This is a genomic window from Pseudomonas fluorescens (assembly GCF_001708445.1).
GTDB lineage: Bacteria > Pseudomonadota > Gammaproteobacteria > Pseudomonadales > Pseudomonadaceae > Aquipseudomonas > Aquipseudomonas gorinensis.
Genome location: NZ_CP015637.1, coordinates 72,504 through 89,543, shown reverse-complemented (window position 1 = coordinate 89,543; position 17,040 = coordinate 72,504). Strand labels below are relative to the sequence as shown.

The window sequence follows — 17,040 nt, the reverse complement described above, 5'->3', positions numbered from 1 at the left end:
CCTGACCATGACCGTCCTCAGCCGTTGCTTGTTGGTCCTGGGTGTATTGCTGGCCAGTGCCTGCGCCCAGCAACCCGCGCCATTCACTCCACCCGCCGAGCGGCCGACCCCGGCCAATGAAGCGCCGTGGCCGAAAAACCATTTCCTGGGCATCGCCTACCACGACGTCGAGGATCGCGACCCCGACCAGGCGGTGGTCGCGGTGCGCACCGAGCGTTTGATCGAACAGTTGGCCTGGCTGCGCGAGAACGGCTACCAGGCGGTCAGCGTCGACCAGATCCTGACTGCCCGCCGTGGTGGAACACCGTTGCCGCCCAAAGCCATCATGCTCAGTTTCGATGACGGCTATTCCAGCTTCTACACCCGCGTGATGCCGATCCTGCGCGCCTATCGCTGGCCGGCCTTGCTGGCGCCGGTGGGCTATTGGATCGACACACCGATGAACAAGCCGGTGGACTTCGCCGGCTCACCACGCCCACGGGGCGAGTTCCTCACCTGGCAGCAGATCCGCGAAGTGTCGCAATCGGGCCTGGTGGAAATCGCCGCGCATACCGATGCCAGTCACACCGGGATCCTGGCCAACCCCCAGGGCAACCTGGAACCGGCGGCGACCTCGCTACGCTATGACCCGGCCACGGGCCGCTATGAAACCCCAGCGCAGTTCGAGGCGCGGATGCGGGCGGATGTGGTGGCGATCTCCAACAAGATCCAGACCGTGACCGGCAAGAAACCACGGGTATGGGTATGGCCGTATGGTGCGGCCAAGGGCATCTCGCTGGCGGTCGTTGGCGAGCAGGGTTACCAGATGGCGCTGACCCTGGACGATGGCCTCGACGACCTCGGCAAGCTGATGAACAGCCCGCGCTTCCTGGTGGCCTCCGACCCGGACGGCGAACATTTCGCCAACAGCATCGTCGCGGTACAGGCCCCTGCGCCGCTGCGGGTGCTGCATGTGGACCTGGACAACGTCTACGACCCGGACCCGGCCCAACAGGCGCGCAACCTCGACCAGTTGGTGCAGCGTGTAGTGGACATGGGCGCGGGGACGGTGTTCCTGCAAGCCTTCGCCGACCCCAAGGGTGATGGCCTGGTGCACGAGCTGTATTTCCCCAACCGTCACTTGCCGGTGCGCGCCGACCTGTTCAACCGCGTCTCCTGGCAGTTGCACACCCGTGCCCATGCCGCCGTGTATGCGTGGATGCCGGTGTTGAGTTTTGCCCTCGATCCCAAGCTGCCCCGCGTAACGCGCTGGGACCCGGAAACCGGCAAGGTGGGCACAGACCCGGACCAATACCAGCGCCTGTCGCCGTTCGACCCGCAGGTGCGCAAGATCATTGGCGAGCTCTATGAAGACCTGGCGCGCAACAATGCCATCGACGGCGTGCTGTACCACGACGACGCGGTGCTGTCGGACTTCGAAGACGCCAGCCCCGCCGCGCTCAAGGCCTATGCCGCCAATGGCCTGCCCGGCACCATCGCCGCGCTGCGGGCCGACCCGGCAGTGATGCAACGCTGGACGCGCTTCAAGAGCCGCTACCTGATCGACTTCACCAACGAACTGACCGCCAAGGTCCGCGCCGTCGGTGGGCCGCAGGTACTGACCGCGCGCAATATCTTCGCCGAGCCGATGCTCAACCCCGGCAGCGAAGCCTGGTTCGCGCAGAACCTGGATGATTTCCTCCAGACCTACGACTGGACCGCGCCCATGGCCATGCCACTGATGGAAGGCCAGACGCTGAAGAACTCCAACGCCTGGCTGGAAAAACTGGTCGCCACGGTCAAGGCGCGCCCCGGAGCACTGGAGCGCACCGTGTTCGAACTGCAAGCCAAAGACTGGCGCACCAAGGCTGCTCCCGATATCGACGGGGCGCAGATGGCTGAATGGATGGGTGTGCTCAAACGCCAGGGGGTCACGAGTTTTGGTTACTACCCGGACAACTTCCTGGAGAACTCCCCGGACCTGAACACCGTGCGTCCGGCCCTTTCCAACCAATGGAACCCTTGACCATGTTCGACAGAATCCTGGCGTTATTCGTACTGGCACTGGTGTTGGGTGTGCCCCTGGGCCTGATCTTCCTGGTCACCGGGCAGTTCCTGATGGACTTCGTATTTTTCTACCCGCTGTTCATGTCGGCGCTGTGGATCGCCGGCGGCTTGTATTTCTGGCTGCACTGGGAGCGCCACTGGCCGTGGGAAGAAGACACACCGGCGCCGACCCTGGCCGGCAACCCGCTGATCTCGATCATCATTCCTTGCTACAACGAAGGCGACAACGCCGCCGAAACCATCCATGCGGCGCTGGGCCAGTTGTACCCGAACATCGAAGTGATCGCCGTCAACGACGGCTCCAAGGACAACACCGCCGCGGTGCTTGACGCCCTGGCGCTGGAGCACCCCCGCCTGCGGGTGCTGCACCTGGCGCAGAACCAAGGCAAGGCCGTGGCCCTGCGCATGGGCGCGGTGGCCGCGCGCAGCGAGTACCTGGTGTGCATCGACGGCGACGCGCTGCTCGATAAAAATGCGGCGGCCTATATGGTCGCGCCGATGCTCGACAACCCGCGCCTGGGGGCGGTGACCGGCAACCCGCGTATCCGCACGCGCTCGACCTTGATCGGCCGCGTGCAGGTCGGCGAGTTCTCCTCGATCATCGGCTTGATCAAGCGTACGCAACGGGTGTTCGGGCGGATCTTCACGGTGTCCGGCGTGGTGGTGGCGTTTCGCAAGAAAGCCCTGGACCGCATCGACTACTGGAGCACCGACATGATCACCGAGGACATCGATGTCAGTTGGAAGCTGCAACTCGATCACTGGAGCATCTTCTACGAGCCGCGCGCACTGTGCTGGATCCTCATGCCCGAAACCGTCGGTGGCCTGTGGAAGCAGCGTCTGCGCTGGGCTCAGGGCGGCGCCGAAGTGCTGTTCAAGAACATCCGGGGCATCTGGCAGTGGCGGCATCGCTACCTGTGGCCGCTGTTGTTCGAATACTGCCTGTCCACTGGCTGGGCCTTCACCTTCCTGCTCTCGGTGGTCTTCTGGGTCGTGGGTAAATTCATCGTGCTGCCCCCGGCGATCGCGGTGGAATCCCTGGTGCCCCCGGCGTTTACCGGCCTGGTCCTGGCGATGGTGTGCCTGGTGCAGTTTGCGGTGAGCATCATGATTGACCGGCGCTACGAAAAGGACCTGTGGAAAACCCTGTTCTGGACCGTGTGGTACCCGATGGTGTTCTGGCTGGTCAGCCTGTTCACCACGCTGGTCAGCTTTCCCAAGGTGCTGTTCAACCAGCACCAGAAGCGTGCGCGCTGGGTCAGCCCGGATCGCGGTATCAAACCTGCCAATGAGGACGCGTAATCATGAAACTGGTGCGAACTCGTCAACACCCGGTGATGTGGGTCATCGATGTGCTGTTGACCCTGCTGGCCTGGGCCGGGCTGATCTGGCTGCTGGCGCGCGGGATCACATCGATGCTGGAGACCCATGGCGGCCCGCGTATCGAGGCGCCGATCTTCGCGGCGCTCAATACCCTGCAGATCTACCTATGGATCGCGTTGTTCAACGCGGTGATCCTGATCAGCTGGGCGCGTTACCAGCAACGCAAGGGGCGCAAGTTCGCCCAGCGCCGTGCCGAGGCCAATGCGCTCAGTGATAAAAGCCTCAGTGAAAGCTTCAAGCTGGGGGAGGGCGACTTGGAGCAATTGCGCAGGCCGGGTGTGCTGGTTATCCACAACGACGAGGACGGCGGCGTGGAAGAAGTGAAATCCCATGTCTCCCGCGACGTGGAAAAACCAGGGTTGACCCTGGTGCCGGGCAAGGACCAGAACAAAGACGCCGGCTAGTGTTGTCAACCCGATCCAAGGGGGGAGCAACACTGTAACTGTGGCGAGCGGGCTTGCCCTAATGCCATTCAGTTAAGCGTACATCGCCTTTTGTAGGAGCGAGCTTGCTCGCGAAAAACGTCAACGATAACGCGTGTCTCCTGAATGAACGCGGCGCCTGTGAGTTTTTCGCGAGCAAGCTCGCTCCTACAAAAGGTATCTACACAACTTAGGCTCAACGCTGCCCCCCCGGCAGACAGGGCTGTTGTGGCGAGCGGGCTTGCCCCGCGTTGGGCTGCGAAGCAGCCCCACTAAGATCACCGCGCTGTTTCAGATAGACCGCGGACTGAGGTTTTAGGACTGCTTCGCAGCCCAACGCGGGGCAAGCCCGCTCGCCACAGGGAGAGTTCTCAAGGTCTGAAAGTTGCGTAGATACCCATGCTCATCGGGGGCAAGCCCCCTCCCACATTTGATCGGCGAACTTGCCCCCGATGGCGGTCTCAGGGCCGCTGCAAAAACGCCTGATGCATCTGCGCCAACGTCTCAAAATGCCAGGTCGGCGCCTCAGCATTCAACTCTTCGAAACTACCAAACCCATAACCGACGGCCGCCGAATCCAGCCCATTGCTGCGTGCGCCGATCAGATCATGCTTGCGATCACCGATCATCAGGGTGGTGGCCGGGTCCAGCCCCTCCTCGCTGATCAGGTGGGCGATCAGCTCGACCTTGTTGGTGCGCGTGCCGTCCAACTCGCTGCCGTAGATCACCTTGAAATGTTTGGCAAAATCGAAATGCCGCGCAATTTCGCGAGCAAACACCCACGGCTTGGACGTGGCCACGTACAGTTGGCGTCCCTGGCCGTTCAATTCTTCCAGCAACGGCATAACCCCCTCGAACACCCGGTTTTCATACAGCCCGGTGGCCTTGAAGCGCTCACGGTAGAAATTCACCGCCTCCCACGCCTTCGCCTCGTCGAAACCATAGAACTGCATGAACGCTTGCAGCAACGGCGGGCCGATAAAGTGTTCCAGTTTGGTCAAGTCAGGCTCATCGATCCCCAGTTTGCCGAGGGCGTACTGGATCGAACGGGTGATGCCTTCGCGTGGGTCGGTCAGGGTGCCGTCGAGGTCGAATAAAACGGTCGGATAGTGCAGGTTCACTGGTCGAACCCCTCTGCCAGGTGCAGGTCTTTGAGCTTTACGTAGTTCGCGGCGCTGTAGGTAAAAAAGGCGCGCTCCTTGTCCGTTAGCGGGCGGATTTGCTTGACCGGGCTGCCGACATACAAAAAACCGCTGTCCAGTTTTTTGCCCGGTGGTACCAGGCTGCCAGCGCCGATGATCACATCGTCCTCCACTACCGCGCCGTCCATCACGATGCTGCCCATGCCGATCAGGATACGGCTGCCCACGGTGCAGCCATGCAGCATGACTTTGTGGGCGATGGTCACGTCGTCGCCGATCAGCAGTGGGAAACCCTCCGGGTTGAACGGCCCCGCGTGCGTGATGTGCAGTACGCAACCATCCTGCACGCTGGTGCGCGCACCGATGCGGATGCGGTGCATGTCGCCACGGATCACGGTCAGCGGCCAAACGGAGCTGTCGGTGCCGATTTCGACATCGCCGATCACCACTGCCGAAACGTCGACAAAAGCCCCGGCGCCCAGGGTTGGCGTGTGGTTCTGATAGGTGCGAAGGGTCACGATAGCCTCTCTCTCTTCTGCTGATAGCTGCGGTGGGCGTTGATTGTAATTAAGATGGCCCCATCTTTGTCTTACCCGTTTCTTCAGCCAAGGTGCCAACCGTGAGCGCGAACAACCCTCTTTTGCAGTCCTACGACCTGCCGCCGTTCTCGGCGATCCGTGCCGAGCACGTGCAGCCGGCCATTGAACAGATCCTCGCGGACAACCGTGTTGCCATCGAAGGCATCCTGCAAAGCCAGGGGGAAAATCCGACGTGGGCCGGCCTGGTCCTGGCCATGGACGAACTCAACGACCGCCTGGGCGCCGCCTGGAGCCCGGTCAGCCACTTGAATGCCGTATGCAACAGCGCCGAACTGCGTGAAGCCTACGAGGCATGCCTGCCGGCATTGAGTGCCTATTCGACCGAGATGGGCCAGAACCGTGAACTGTTCCAGGCTTTTGAAGCACTGGCCAACAGCCCGGAAGCCGCCGGTTTCGACGTGGCGCAAAAAACTATCCTGGAACACTCCCTGCGCGATTTCCGCCTCTCGGGTATCGATTTGCCGCCCGAGCAGCAAAAACGTTACGCCGAAGTGCAGAGCAAACTCTCCGAACTGGGCAGCAAATTTTCCAACCAACTGCTGGATGCCACCCAGGCCTGGACCAAGCACATCACCGATGAAGCCACGCTCGCCGGCCTGACCGACTCGGCCAAGGCGCAGATGGCCGCCGCTGCCCAGGCCAAAGGCCTCGACGGCTGGTTGATCACCCTGGAGTTCCCCAGCTATTACGCGGTGATGACCTACGCCCAGGACCGCGCCCTGCGTGAAGAAGTCTACGCCGCCTACTGCACCCGGGCGTCGGACCAAGGCCCGAATGCCGGTCAGAACGATAACGGCCCGGTGATGGAACAGATCCTCGACCTGCGCCAGGAACTGGCCAAGCTGCTGGGTTTCGCTTCGTTCTCCGAACTGAGCCTGGCCACCAAGATGGCCGAGTCCAGCGACCAGGTGTTGAGTTTCCTGCGTGACCTGGCCAAACGCAGCAAGCCGTTTGCCGCCCAGGACCTGCAACAGCTCAAGGCCTACGCCGCCGAACAAGGCTGCGCTGACTTGCAAAGCTGGGACAGCGGGTTCTACGGCGAAAAACTGCGTGAGCAACGCTACAGCGTGTCCCAGGAAGCCCTGCGCGCCTACTTCCCGATCGACAAAGTGCTCAGCGGCCTGTTCGCCATCGTGCAGCGCCTGTACGGCATTGAAATCGCCGAACAGAAAGGCTTCGACACCTGGCACCCGGACGTGCGCCTGTTTGAAATCAAGGAGAACGGCCAGCATGTCGGTCGCTTCTTCTTCGACCTGTACGCCCGCGCCAACAAGCGTGGCGGTGCCTGGATGGACGGCGCGCGTGACCGCCGTCGTACCATCGACGGTGTGCTGCAGAGCCCGGTGGCCAACCTGGTGTGCAACTTCACCCCGGCCGACAGCGGCAAGCCGGCCCTGCTGACCCACGATGAAGTGACCACCCTGTTCCACGAATTCGGCCACGGCCTGCATCACCTGCTGACCCGCGTTGAGCACGCTGGCGTTTCCGGCATCAACGGCGTGGCCTGGGATGCGGTGGAGTTACCGAGCCAGTTCATGGAAAACTGGTGCTGGGAGCCGGAAGGCTTGGCGTTGATCTCCGGCCACTATGAAACCGGTGAGCCGCTGCCCCAGGACCTGCTGGAAAAAATGCTGGCGGCAAAGAACTTCCAGTCCGGCCTGATGATGGTGCGACAGTTGGAGTTCTCGTTGTTCGACTTCGAATTGCATGCGACACATGGCGACGGACGCAGTGTGGCGCAGGTGCTCGAAGGGGTGCGCGACGAGGTCTCGGTGATGCGTCCACCCGCCTACAACCGTTTCCCCAACAGCTTTGCGCACATTTTTGCTGGCGGTTATGCCGCGGGTTACTACAGCTACAAGTGGGCTGAGGTGCTGTCGGCCGACGCCTTCTCCAAGTTCGAAGAAGAAGGCGTGCTCAATGCCGAGACCGGCCGCGCATTCCGCGAAGCCATCCTGGCCCGTGGCGGCTCCCAGGAGCCGATGGTGCTGTTCGTCGACTTCCGCGGACGCGCGCCGTCGATTGACGCACTCTTGCGCCACAGCGGCCTGAGTGAGGGCGCGGCAGCATGAGTGACGGGCCTGTGATCACCAAGAAGCAATTTATCGCCGGGGCGGTCTGCCCGGCGTGCAGCGAGCCGGACAAGCTCAAGATGTGGACCGAGGACAGCGTCCCGCACCGCGAATGCGTGGCTTGCGGGTATACCGATACGCTGAATGATCAAGGTTTGTCGGTGCCCAAGGAGTTGGGCACGCGGGTCAATACGTCGGCGTTGAAAGCGCCGGATCCGAAGGTGCAGGCGGTACAGTTTTTTCCTAATCCGAAGCTGAAGAAAGACTGACGCACCCACGCAAGCCCCTGTAGGAACGAGCTTGCTCGCGAAAAAACGCGAGGACGCCGCGGGCATTCAGGATACCCGCGGCGTCGTTGAGGCTCTTCGCGAGCTTGCGCCTACAGTTTTTCCTCTGGCTTGCCGGAGGTCGTAATCCAATCCTTCATCGAACACAGGGCAAAGGCGCTGGTGCTGCAATCGCCCTTCGCCAAGGCTGTGCGCAACTTGTCGATATCGGCTTTCATCATGTAGCGAATGCCATCCTTGAAGCCGTTGCTGGTACCGAACCCGCCCAGGGTCATTTCGTTCAACGCCTCTTCCTTGCTCCATCCCTGAACCACGACGCGATACATCGCCGCCATCAGGCCGGTGCGGTCCGAGCCGTGCTTGCAGTGCATGAGCACCGGGCCATTGGCCTGGGCCTCCTGGATCGCGCGGAGCGCTGCCAGCACGTCGGTGTCATCGACATGGTTGGTGCGATAAGCCAACTGCACCTGCCGGATGCCAGGGGCCTTGAGCCAGCTGGCGTCGGATTCCGGCAGGAAGTTGATCACGGTGCCGATCTTGAGTTTTTCCAGCAGGGGCGCCGCGTTGCTGTCCGGCAGCGCGCTGCGGTAGAGCGTGGGTGTCATCTGGTGCAGGTTGTACTGGTCGCCCACGGGTTGCGCCCACTCCGGCGAACGGATGGACGAGTTTTCATCGGCGTGGGCGTGAGCCGTGGCGAACAAGGCCATGAATGCAAGACCAAGGGCTGGCAGTAATTGTGGCTTGAACATGTGCGACGTGACCGAATGGGGGAAGTAGGTTGATGGCGCCCAGAGTCGATGAACAGGGGTCAACAGGGCGTGAGGCGGCTGTCAAAGAATCGTGAAGCAATGTTCTTTTCTTGATGAACCGATTCTCCTGATCCTTAGCCTGCTATCATTTGTAACTATTGATTGCCGCTGCGTTCTATCTCCTTGGATCGGTTGGATCCAACTTGCTGCCGCTAACTTCAAGCTGCTCCCTAGAAGCCGCTGATAAACCCGTGACCCCATGATGAGGTGCCCCATGTCTGATCAAGATCAAGACAACCCCCGGCGTGACTTCCTGCGCAAATCCTTGACCTTGATCCCGGTGGTCACGGTTGCCAGCACCGGCCTTGGCGGTTCGATGCTGATGGCTACGCCCGAGCCTGCCCAGGCCGCGCCGGCCCAGCCTGCGGCCAGCGGCAAGGCCTATGAGCCGAGCTATTTCACCGCTGAAGAGTGGGCGTTTATCAACGCTGCTGTCGCGCGCCTGATTCCCGCCGATGCACAAGGCCCGGGCGCCCTGGAAGCGGGCGCGCCGGAATACATCGACCGTCAGATGAACACGCCTTACGCCAGCGGCGCACTGTGGTTCATGCAAGGGCCGTTCAACGCCGACGCCGCGCCGGAGATGGGCTGGCAAAGCAAATTGGTGCCCAAAGAGATCTACCGGCTGGGTATTGCCGCCACGGATGCCTGGTCGAAAGCGTTCAACGGGAAGGTTTTTGCCGCGCAAGACAGCGCTACCCAGGACGATATGCTCCACCGTCTGGAAGCCGGCGGCAGCGAAGTGAACGCGCATTTCGACGCGGTACCGCCGAAGATGTTTTTCAACCTGCTGCTGCAAAACACCAAGGAAGGGTTCTTCTGCGACCCGATCCACGGCGGCAACAAGGGCATGGTCGGCTGGACCATGATCGGCTTCCCCGGCGCGCGCGCCGACTTCATGGATTGGGTGGAACGCAACGAGCAATACCCCTTCCCGGCTGTTTCCATTCGCGGCGAGAGGGCATAAACGTGGCGACCATCATGAAGAAAGTGGATGCGGTGATCGTCGGCTTCGGCTGGACCGGCGCGATCATGGCCAAGGAGCTGACGGAAGCTGGCCTGAATGTGGTCGCGCTGGAGCGCGGCCCGATGCAGGACACCTATCCGGATGGCAACTATCCCCAGGTCATCGATGAACTGACCTACAGCGTGCGAAAAAAACTCTTCCAGGACATTTCCAAGGAGACGGTGACGATTCGCCATAGCGTGAACGACATCGCCCTGCCCAACCGCCAATTGGGGGCATTCCTGCCGGGCAATGGCGTGGGCGGTGCCGGCCTGCATTGGTCAGGCGTGCATTTTCGCGTCGACCCTATCGAGTTGCGCATGCGCAGCCATTACGAAGAGCGCTATGGGAAGAACTTCATTCCCAAGGACATGACCATCCAGGACTTCGGCGTCAGCTACGAAGAGCTGGAACCGTTCTTCGACTATGCGGAAAAAGTCTTCGGCACCTCTGGCCAGGCCTGGACCGTCAAAGGCCAGTTGGTCGGCGAAGGCCGTGGCGGCAACCCCTACGCGCCCGACCGCTCCAACCCGTTCCCGCTGGAAGCGCAAAAAAATACCGTGTCGGCCCAACTGTTCCAGAAGGCCGCCACCAGCGTAGGTTATAAACCCTACAACCTGCCGTCAGCCAACACTTCGGGGCCCTACACCAACCCCTATGGCGCACAGATGGGCCCGTGCAACTTCTGCGGTTTTTGCAGTGGCTACGTGTGCTACATGTATTCCAAGGCGTCACCGAACGTGAACATCCTGCCGGCACTGCGCCAGGTGCCTAACTTCGAACTGCGGCCCAACTCCCATGTGCTCAAGGTCAACCTCGACAGCACCAAGAGCAAGGCCACCGGCGTGACCTATATCGACGCCCAGGGCCGGGAATGCGAGCAACCGGCGGACCTGGTGATCCTCGGCGCGTTCCAGTTCCACAACGTGCGCCTGATGCTGTTGTCCGGTATCGGCAAGCCCTACGACCCGGTGACCAACGAAGGCGTGGTGGGTCGCAACTTCGCCTATCAGAACATGGCTACCATCAAGGCGTTCTTCGACAAGGACACCCACACCAACAACTTCATCGGGGCTGGTGGCAATGGCGTGGCCATCGACGACTTCAATGCGGACAACTTCGACCACGGGCCTCATGGCTTTGTCGGGGGCTCGCCGATGTGGGTCAACCAGGCCGGCAGCCGACCGATTGCCGGCACCTCCAACCCTCCGGGCACTCCGGCCTGGGGCAGCGCCTGGAAACGCGCTACGGCTGATTACTACACCCACCAGGTGTCGATGGACGCCCACGGCGCCCATCAATCCTATCGGGGTAACTACCTGGATCTGGACCCGGTGTACCGCGATGCCTACGGCCTGCCGCTGCTGCGCATGACGTTCGACTGGCAGGAAAACGACATCAAGATGAACCGCTTCATGGTCGAGAAAATGGGCAAGATTGCCGAAGCGATGAACCCCAAGGCCATTGCCGTGTTGGGCAAGAAGGTCGGGGAGCATTTCAATACCGCGTCGTACCAGACCACCCACCTTAACGGTGGCGCGATCATGGGCACCGACCCGAAAACCAGCGCTTTGAACCGCTACCTGCAGTGCTGGGATGTCCACAACGTATTTGTCCCGGGTGCGTCCGCGTTCCCACAAGGTCTGGGTTACAACCCCACAGGCCTGGTGGCAGCGCTGACCTATTGGTCGGCCCGGGCGATCCGCGAGCAGTACCTGAAAAACCCCGGCCCGATGGTTCAGGCATAAGGAGCGATGACCATGAAAGCACTTGTTATCGCCTCCCTGGCGTTGCTCAGCAGCTGTTCGGTAAGCGCAGCCGAAACCGACCTGATCCAGCAGGGCGAATACCTGGCCCGCGCCGGAGACTGCGTGGCCTGCCACACGGCCAAGGGTGGTAAACCGTTCGCGGGTGGCCTGCCGATGGAGACCCCCATTGGTGTGATCTATTCCACCAACATCACCCCGGACCAGACCGGCCTGGGTGGCTACAGCTTCGAGGACTTCGACAAGGCCGTGCGCCATGGCGTCGCCAAGAGTGGTAGTACGCTTTACCCGGCGATGCCCTACCCGTCTTACGCCCGTGTCAGCGAGAGCGATATGCGGGCGTTGTATGCGTACTTCATGAAAGGCGTGGAGCCCGTCGCGCAGGAGAACAAAGACAGCGACATTCCTTGGCCGCTGAGCATGCGCTGGCCGCTGGCGGCGTGGCGTTGGATGTTCGCGCCTGAGGTGGGGCACGACCAGGCGGCGGGTGCTGACCCGGTGATCAGCCGGGGTGCCTATCTGGTGGAAGGGCTTGGCCACTGCGGCGCGTGCCATACGCCGCGTGCCCTGACCATGCAGGAAAAAGCCCTGAGTGCCACTGACGGCAACGCGTTCCTGTCCGGCAGTGCGCCGCTGGAAGGCTGGATCGCCAAGAGCCTGCGCGGCGACCACAAGGACGGCCTCGGCAGCTGGAGCGAGGCGCAACTGGTGCAATTCCTCAAGACTGGCCGCAGTGATCGCAGCGCCGTGTTTGGTGGCATGAGCGATGTGGTTGTCCACAGCATGCAGTACATGTCGCAAGACGACCTGACTGCTATCGCCCGCTATCTCAAGAGCCTGCCCGCGGTAGATCCCAACGACGCACCGCACCAGTACGACAAGCAGGTGGCTGAAGCGCTATGGAAAGGTGATGACAGCAAGCCGGGCGCGTCTGTGTACATCGACAACTGCGCGGCCTGTCACCGTACCGACGGCCATGGTTATACGCGGGTGTTCCCGGCGCTGGCGGGTAACCCGGTGTTGCAGACGGCGGATGCCACGTCGCTGATCAACATTGTGTTGAACGGTGGGACCTTGCCGGCAACGCACACAGCGCCGTCCACCTTCACCATGCCGGCGTTCGCCTGGAGGCTGTCGGACCAGGAAGTGGCGGATGTGGTCAGTTTCGTGCGGGGTAGCTGGGGTAATAAAGGTGTTGCAACAAGTGCTGCGCAAGTTGCGGAGTTGCGTAAAAAACAGGGCGATAAGAACTAAATAAGTTCGGGTGTCGCGCGCCCAACTTATATAGGGTGATTTATATAAGTTGGGCGTTTTCTATTTCTTGGAACGCTTCGTTTAATTTGACTTTCGCTGGCAGGTCTTCGCGAAGGCATTGGCCATAGTCAGGAAAATTGCCTTGTCTTCGTTATCGAAGTCGCCGTCATTGTCCAGGTCCGTTGGGCTGGAGGTCGTGTCGTAATGCCCATCTTTCTTGGATGAAGAGGCATACATAGCGTACGAAAGATCCCCATTGGTAAAACGCTCGAGTAAGATTTCCGGGCTGTTATCTTTCTCAAAGTCTTCACAAGTCAAACGTATTTCGTCCTGAGACATACTTGGATCCTTTTGGTGTTTATTAAGTTGGGACAGGATCATAAGTGCATGCTGAAAGCTTAATCCATGAACTAAGTGTGGCGATTTGTTACTTGAAAGCTCACATGTAATACCTTGCACTTACACATGTAAGTAAATTGCCTGGCGACTTCCTGCCCAACGGTGCTGGCGCGAAACGTCGGGTTGAAATACTGTATGTAGATACAGTATTGAGGTATGCCCATGAATTCCCCCCTACCGCCCCGTGGCCGGGGCACGGCCACCAACCTGCACAACCGCTTTGCGCCCACCGCCAGCGTGGCCGAGGACGACGGTTGGTACCAGGAAGTGCCGCCGACCCAGGGCACCGAAGTGCGCATCGAGACGGCCAAGACCATCATCACCCGCAACAACTCGCCAGACCTGCCGTTCGATCGCTCGATCAACCCGTATCGTGGCTGCGAGCATGGCTGCATCTACTGCTATGCGCGACCCAGCCATGCCTATTGGGACCTGTCGCCAGGGCTGGATTTCGAGACCAAGCTGATTGCCAAGAGCAACGCGGCCGAGGTGCTGGAGCAGCAACTGTCCAAACCGGGTTACGTATGCGCGCCGATCAACCTGGGCTCCAATACCGATCCATACCAACCCATTGAGCGCGAATACAAGATCACCCGGCAAACCCTTGAAGTGCTGCTGCGTTATCGGCATCCGGTGACCATCATCACCAAGGGCTCGCTGATCCTGCGCGATCTTGACCTGCTGACCGAACTGGCCCGGCAGCGGTTGGTGGCGGTGATGATCAGCCTCACCAGCCTGGATGACGAGCTCAAGCGCATCCTGGAGCCGCGCACGGCAGCGCCCAAGGCGCGGTTGCGGGCGATCCGGGTGATGCGCGAGGCCGGTATCCCGGTGGGGGTGTTGTGCTCGCCGATGATCCCGATGATCAATGACAGCGAGCTCGAAAGCCTGTTGGCCGAGGCCCACGCCGCAGGTGCGCAAAGTGCGGCCTACATGATGTTGCGCTTGCCGTTGGAGGTGGCGCCTTTGTTCGAGGAATGGTTGGCGGCGCATTACCCGCAGCGCGCGGCCCATGTGATGAGCCTGGTGCGCCAAGTGCGCGGCGGCGAGGTGTATGACAGCCGGTTCGGCGTGCGCATGCGGGGCGAGGGGCCGTTCGCCGATCTGCTGGCGCAACGTTTTGCCAAGGCGATCAAGCGCCTGGGCCTCAATCGTCGGGAAGGCTTTAATCTCGATTGCACGGCGTTCTGCCCACCGGGCAGACAAATGGTGTTGTTGTAGAATGATAAAGAAGAATGCACTCTTCCTGTAGGAATAGTCGCGTTTTGACATCACTGAAACCCGCGATCTAGAGCGGTTCATTCAGTTTGAGTTAAGTTTTGGCGGTTACCTTGTTCAGCGAGTGACTGATGAGTCGGCGCCTATCATTGTGGGATTTTTCAACTAATCCACTGAACGCGCGTCGAACTGACCTGACAACTCCCCTGCATTAATCAAGAGGATGAATCATGAGTGACAAGGATAAACAGCCGTTGGCTGCGTCGGCTTCAGCCCCTCAGGTGGCGGAATCCGCCGATGCAGCGCTAAAGCATATCGTTGACGGCTTTTTGCATTTCCATCACGACGTCTTCCCCCAGCAGGAAGAACTCTTCAAGAAACTCGCCACGGCCCAGAGCCCACGGGCGATGTTCATTACCTGCGCCGACTCGCGCATCGTGCCCGAGCTGATCACCCAAAGCTCCCCCGGCGACCTGTTCGTGACCCGTAACGTCGGCAACGTGGTGCCACCCTACGGGCAGATGAACGGCGGCGTTTCCACCGCCATCGAGTACGCGGTGCTTGCCCTGGGCGTGCAGCACATCATCGTATGCGGGCACTCCGACTGTGGCGCGATGCGCGCGGTGCTCAACCCCCAGAGCCTGGAGAAGATGCCGACGGTCAAGGCCTGGCTGCGTCATGCCGAGGTCGCCAAGGCCATGGTCCACGACAACTGCGACTGCGCCAATGAAGGCGAGAGCATGAAAGTGCTGACCGAAGAAAACGTCATCGCCCAGTTGCAACATTTGCGTACTCATCCTTCCGTGGCTTCGCGCATGGCCAATGGTCATTTGTTTATCCATGGCTGGATCTACGACATCGAGACCAGCGAAATCCGGGCCTACGATGCGGAACAGTCGGCATTCCGACCCTTGAACGGCACCGAGCCGATTCCATCCGCGACGCCTAAAGCGCGCTTCTAACACACTTCCCTGCCGGGTAAAGCGGTGGCTGCCATGGATGCAGCCAGGCTTTGCCGCGCCCGGCGAATGCCTCGGGAGAGTCATCATGCGTGCTGCTCAATTGAAAGCTGTATTGCCACGGGAGCTCCTCGCCTCCGTGGTTGTGTTTCTGGTTGCCCTGCCCTTGTGCATGGGGATCGCGATCGCTTCCGGCATGCCACCGGCCAAGGGCCTGATCACCGGGATTATCGGTGGCCTGGTGGTGGGCTGGATGGCGGGGTCACCGCTGCAGGTCAGCGGCCCGGCAGCGGGCTTGGCGGTGCTGGTATTCGAACTGGTGCGCCAGCACGGCATGGCGATGCTTGGGCCGATCCTGTTGCTGGCGGGCTTCCTGCAACTGGTGGCCGGGCGCTTGCGCCTGGGCTGCTGGTTCCGTGTCACGGCGCCGGCGGTGGTCTACGGCATGCTGGCGGGGATCGGTGTGCTGATTGTGCTATCGCAGATTCATGTGATGCTCGATGGCGCGCCCAAGCCCTCGGGGCTGGATAACCTGGTGGGTTTCCCGGCAGCCTTGGGCGAGGCGATTCCAACCCTGGGTGGCGGGCTCGGCTGGCAGGCCGGCCTGCTCGGTTTATCCACCATGCTGGTGATGTACCTGTGGGACAAATTCCGCCCGCACACGCTGCGGTTTGTGCCGGGGGCCTTGCTGGGCGTGGGGCTGGCCACGGTCGCCAGCCTGGTGCTGGCGTTGCAAGTCAAGCGTGTGGAAGTGCCGGAAAACCTCGCCGACGCCATCGACTGGCTGCGGCCCGGCGACCTGCTGAACCTGGCCGATCCGCAGTTGTTGATTGCTGCGTTCGCCGTTGCGTTTATTGCCAGTGCCGAGACCCTGCTCTCTGCGGCAGCCGTCGACCGCATGCACAGCGGCCAGCGTTCTGACTTCGATAAGGAGCTGTCTGCCCAGGGCGTGGGCAACATGCTCTGTGGCCTGGTCGGCGCCCTGCCGATGACTGGCGTGATCGTGCGCAGTTCGGCGAACGTGCAGGCGGGTGCCACCACACGCCTGTCGGCGATGCTCCATGGCGTATGGCTGCTGGGGTTCGTGTTGCTGCTGTCGAGCGTGCTGCAGAGCATTCCTGTGGCGAGCCTCGCGGGCGTACTGGTGTACACCGGGATCAAGCTGGTGGATATCAAGGCATTTCGGGCTCTGGGGCGTTATGGGCGTATGCCGATGTTTACCTATGCGGCCACGGCGTTGGCGATCATCTTCACCGACCTGCTGACCGGTGTGCTGGTGGGCTTCGGGCTGACGTTGGTCAAGCTGGCATTCAAGGCTTCGCGCCTGAAAATCAGCTTGGTCGACCTGCCCCGGGACGGTGAAATGGAACTGCGCCTGGTGGGGGCGGCGACCTTCCTGAAAGTGCCGGCGTTGACCCAGGTACTGTCGACCGTGCCTGCCGGGACCCTGCTGCATGTGCCGCTGAGTAACCTCAGCTATATCGACCATTCCTGCCTGGAGCTGCTGGAGGAATGGGGTCGGGCCAACGCGGCCAAGGGCTCGAAGCTGATGATCGAGGCTCGCGGGTTGAAGCGCCGGTTGGAAGGCCGGGTCAGGACGACGACGGGGATAGGTTCGGCGCCATCGATCGGCTGAGGGAACCGGATCAAAACGTGGGAGGGGGCAAGTCCTAATGCC

At 61.2% G+C, this 17,040-nt stretch carries 15 protein-coding genes; 11 read left to right on the top strand and 4 right to left on the bottom strand.

Annotated features, from left to right (window positions below; genetic code table 11):
- Positions 1–7: 7 nt before the first annotated feature.
- The 3 genes from pgaB to pgaD are packed head-to-tail and all read left to right on the top strand — an operon-like array spanning position 8 to position 3,833.
- Positions 8–2,005, top strand: a complete 1,998-nt coding sequence (gene pgaB / locus A7317_RS00445; protein ID WP_069074962.1) for a poly-beta-1,6-N-acetyl-D-glucosamine N-deacetylase PgaB — start codon at positions 8–10, stop codon at positions 2,003–2,005.
- 2 nt (positions 2,006–2,007) lie between these two features.
- Positions 2,008–3,348 (top strand): poly-beta-1,6-N-acetyl-D-glucosamine synthase, encoded by a 1,341-nt coding sequence (gene pgaC / locus A7317_RS00440; protein ID WP_069074961.1) that lies wholly within the window; start codon positions 2,008–2,010, stop codon positions 3,346–3,348.
- 2 nt (positions 3,349–3,350) lie between these two features.
- Positions 3,351–3,833, top strand: coding sequence for a poly-beta-1,6-N-acetyl-D-glucosamine biosynthesis protein PgaD (gene pgaD / locus A7317_RS00435; RefSeq protein WP_024072697.1), 483 nt, complete (start codon positions 3,351–3,353; stop codon positions 3,831–3,833).
- 479 nt (positions 3,834–4,312) lie between these two features.
- On the opposite strand, the gene A7317_RS00430 is transcribed toward pgaD, so the two are convergent.
- Both A7317_RS00430 and A7317_RS00425 read right to left on the bottom strand, forming a co-directional pair.
- Positions 4,313–4,972: an HAD family hydrolase gene (locus A7317_RS00430; protein ID WP_069074960.1), complete on the bottom strand. Its 660-nt coding sequence runs from the start codon at positions 4,970–4,972 to the stop codon at positions 4,313–4,315.
- Positions 4,969–5,511, bottom strand: a complete 543-nt coding sequence (locus tag A7317_RS00425) for a gamma carbonic anhydrase family protein (protein ID WP_024072596.1) — start codon at positions 5,509–5,511, stop codon at positions 4,969–4,971. The genes A7317_RS00430 and A7317_RS00425 overlap by 4 nt, the downstream gene beginning before the upstream one ends.
- 101 nt (positions 5,512–5,612) lie before the next feature.
- Between A7317_RS00425 and prlC the strand changes: the two genes are divergently transcribed.
- The gene (gene prlC, locus A7317_RS00420; protein WP_069074959.1) at positions 5,613–7,664 is read left to right on the top strand and encodes an oligopeptidase A; all 2,052 of its coding nucleotides are present in this window, start codon (positions 5,613–5,615) and stop codon (positions 7,662–7,664) included.
- Positions 7,661–7,933 (top strand): YheV family putative zinc ribbon protein, encoded by a 273-nt coding sequence (locus A7317_RS00415; RefSeq protein ID WP_024072598.1) that lies wholly within the window; start codon positions 7,661–7,663, stop codon positions 7,931–7,933. Before prlC ends, A7317_RS00415 begins: the two co-directional genes overlap by 4 nt.
- A gap of 110 nt (positions 7,934–8,043) precedes the next feature.
- On the opposite strand, the gene A7317_RS00410 is transcribed toward A7317_RS00415, so the two are convergent.
- A complete protein-coding gene (locus A7317_RS00410; RefSeq protein ID WP_024072599.1) occupies positions 8,044–8,700 on the bottom strand; it encodes a tyrosine-protein phosphatase in 657 nt (218 codons plus the stop codon).
- A 274-nt stretch (positions 8,701–8,974) separates the two neighbouring features.
- Here A7317_RS00410 and A7317_RS00405 point away from each other — a divergent pair, with 274 nt between their 5' ends.
- Genes A7317_RS00405 through A7317_RS00395 form a run of 3 tightly spaced genes read left to right on the top strand, consistent with a single transcriptional unit; the run spans position 8,975 to position 12,786 of the window.
- Positions 8,975–9,727 carry a gluconate 2-dehydrogenase subunit 3 family protein gene (locus A7317_RS00405; RefSeq protein ID WP_069074958.1) on the top strand — a complete coding sequence of 251 codons (753 nt, stop codon included), beginning with the start codon at positions 8,975–8,977 and terminating at the stop codon, positions 9,725–9,727.
- A gap of 2 nt (positions 9,728–9,729) precedes the next feature.
- Positions 9,730–11,514, top strand: coding sequence for a GMC family oxidoreductase (locus A7317_RS00400; protein ID WP_069074957.1), 1,785 nt, complete (start codon positions 9,730–9,732; stop codon positions 11,512–11,514).
- Positions 11,515–11,526: 12 nt separating this feature from the next.
- Positions 11,527–12,786 carry a cytochrome c gene (locus A7317_RS00395; protein WP_069074956.1) on the top strand — a complete coding sequence of 420 codons (1,260 nt, stop codon included), beginning with the start codon at positions 11,527–11,529 and terminating at the stop codon, positions 12,784–12,786.
- 81 nt (positions 12,787–12,867) lie between these two features.
- Here the strand turns inward: A7317_RS00395 and A7317_RS00390 are convergent, their stop codons facing one another.
- Entirely contained in the window at positions 12,868–13,125 is a 258-nt protein-coding gene (locus A7317_RS00390; protein WP_024072603.1) for a hypothetical protein, read from the bottom strand.
- Positions 13,126–13,347: 222 nt separating this feature from the next.
- Here A7317_RS00390 and A7317_RS00385 point away from each other — a divergent pair, with 222 nt between their 5' ends.
- The 3 genes from A7317_RS00385 (at position 13,348) to A7317_RS00375 (ending at position 16,998) form a co-directional block, all read left to right on the top strand.
- Positions 13,348–14,406, top strand: coding sequence for a PA0069 family radical SAM protein (locus tag A7317_RS00385; RefSeq protein WP_069074955.1), 1,059 nt, complete (start codon positions 13,348–13,350; stop codon positions 14,404–14,406).
- Between the two features lie 227 nt (positions 14,407–14,633).
- On the top strand, positions 14,634–15,365 hold the full coding sequence (locus tag A7317_RS00380; protein ID WP_024072605.1) for a carbonic anhydrase: 732 nt from the start codon (positions 14,634–14,636) through the stop codon (positions 15,363–15,365).
- Positions 15,366–15,450: 85 nt separating this feature from the next.
- Positions 15,451–16,998 (top strand): SulP family inorganic anion transporter, encoded by a 1,548-nt coding sequence (locus A7317_RS00375; protein ID WP_069074954.1) that lies wholly within the window; start codon positions 15,451–15,453, stop codon positions 16,996–16,998.
- The last annotated feature ends 42 nt before the right edge of the window (positions 16,999–17,040 follow it).

Bases quoted from the DNA above. Each gene is read 5' to 3' on its own strand.
- A7317_RS00395 (WP_069074956.1), top strand. From the start codon at position 11,527: ATGAAAGCACTTGTTATCGCCTCCCTGGCGTTGCTCAGCAGCTGTTCG.
- pgaC (WP_069074961.1), top strand. From the start codon at position 2,008: ATGTTCGACAGAATCCTGGCGTTATTCGTACTGGCACTGGTGTTGGGT.
- pgaB (WP_069074962.1), top strand. From the start codon at position 8: ATGACCGTCCTCAGCCGTTGCTTGTTGGTCCTGGGTGTATTGCTGGCC.
- A7317_RS00410 (WP_024072599.1), bottom strand. From the start codon at position 8,700: ATGTTCAAGCCACAATTACTGCCAGCCCTTGGTCTTGCATTCATGGCC.
- A7317_RS00390 (WP_024072603.1), bottom strand. From the start codon at position 13,125: ATGTCTCAGGACGAAATACGTTTGACTTGTGAAGACTTTGAGAAAGAT.
- pgaD (WP_024072697.1), top strand. From the start codon at position 3,351: ATGAAACTGGTGCGAACTCGTCAACACCCGGTGATGTGGGTCATCGAT.
- A7317_RS00375 (WP_069074954.1), top strand. From the start codon at position 15,451: ATGCGTGCTGCTCAATTGAAAGCTGTATTGCCACGGGAGCTCCTCGCC.
- A7317_RS00415 (WP_024072598.1), top strand. From the start codon at position 7,661: ATGAGTGACGGGCCTGTGATCACCAAGAAGCAATTTATCGCCGGGGCG.
- A7317_RS00380 (WP_024072605.1), top strand. From the start codon at position 14,634: ATGAGTGACAAGGATAAACAGCCGTTGGCTGCGTCGGCTTCAGCCCCT.
- A7317_RS00385 (WP_069074955.1), top strand. From the start codon at position 13,348: ATGAATTCCCCCCTACCGCCCCGTGGCCGGGGCACGGCCACCAACCTG.
- A7317_RS00405 (WP_069074958.1), top strand. From the start codon at position 8,975: ATGTCTGATCAAGATCAAGACAACCCCCGGCGTGACTTCCTGCGCAAA.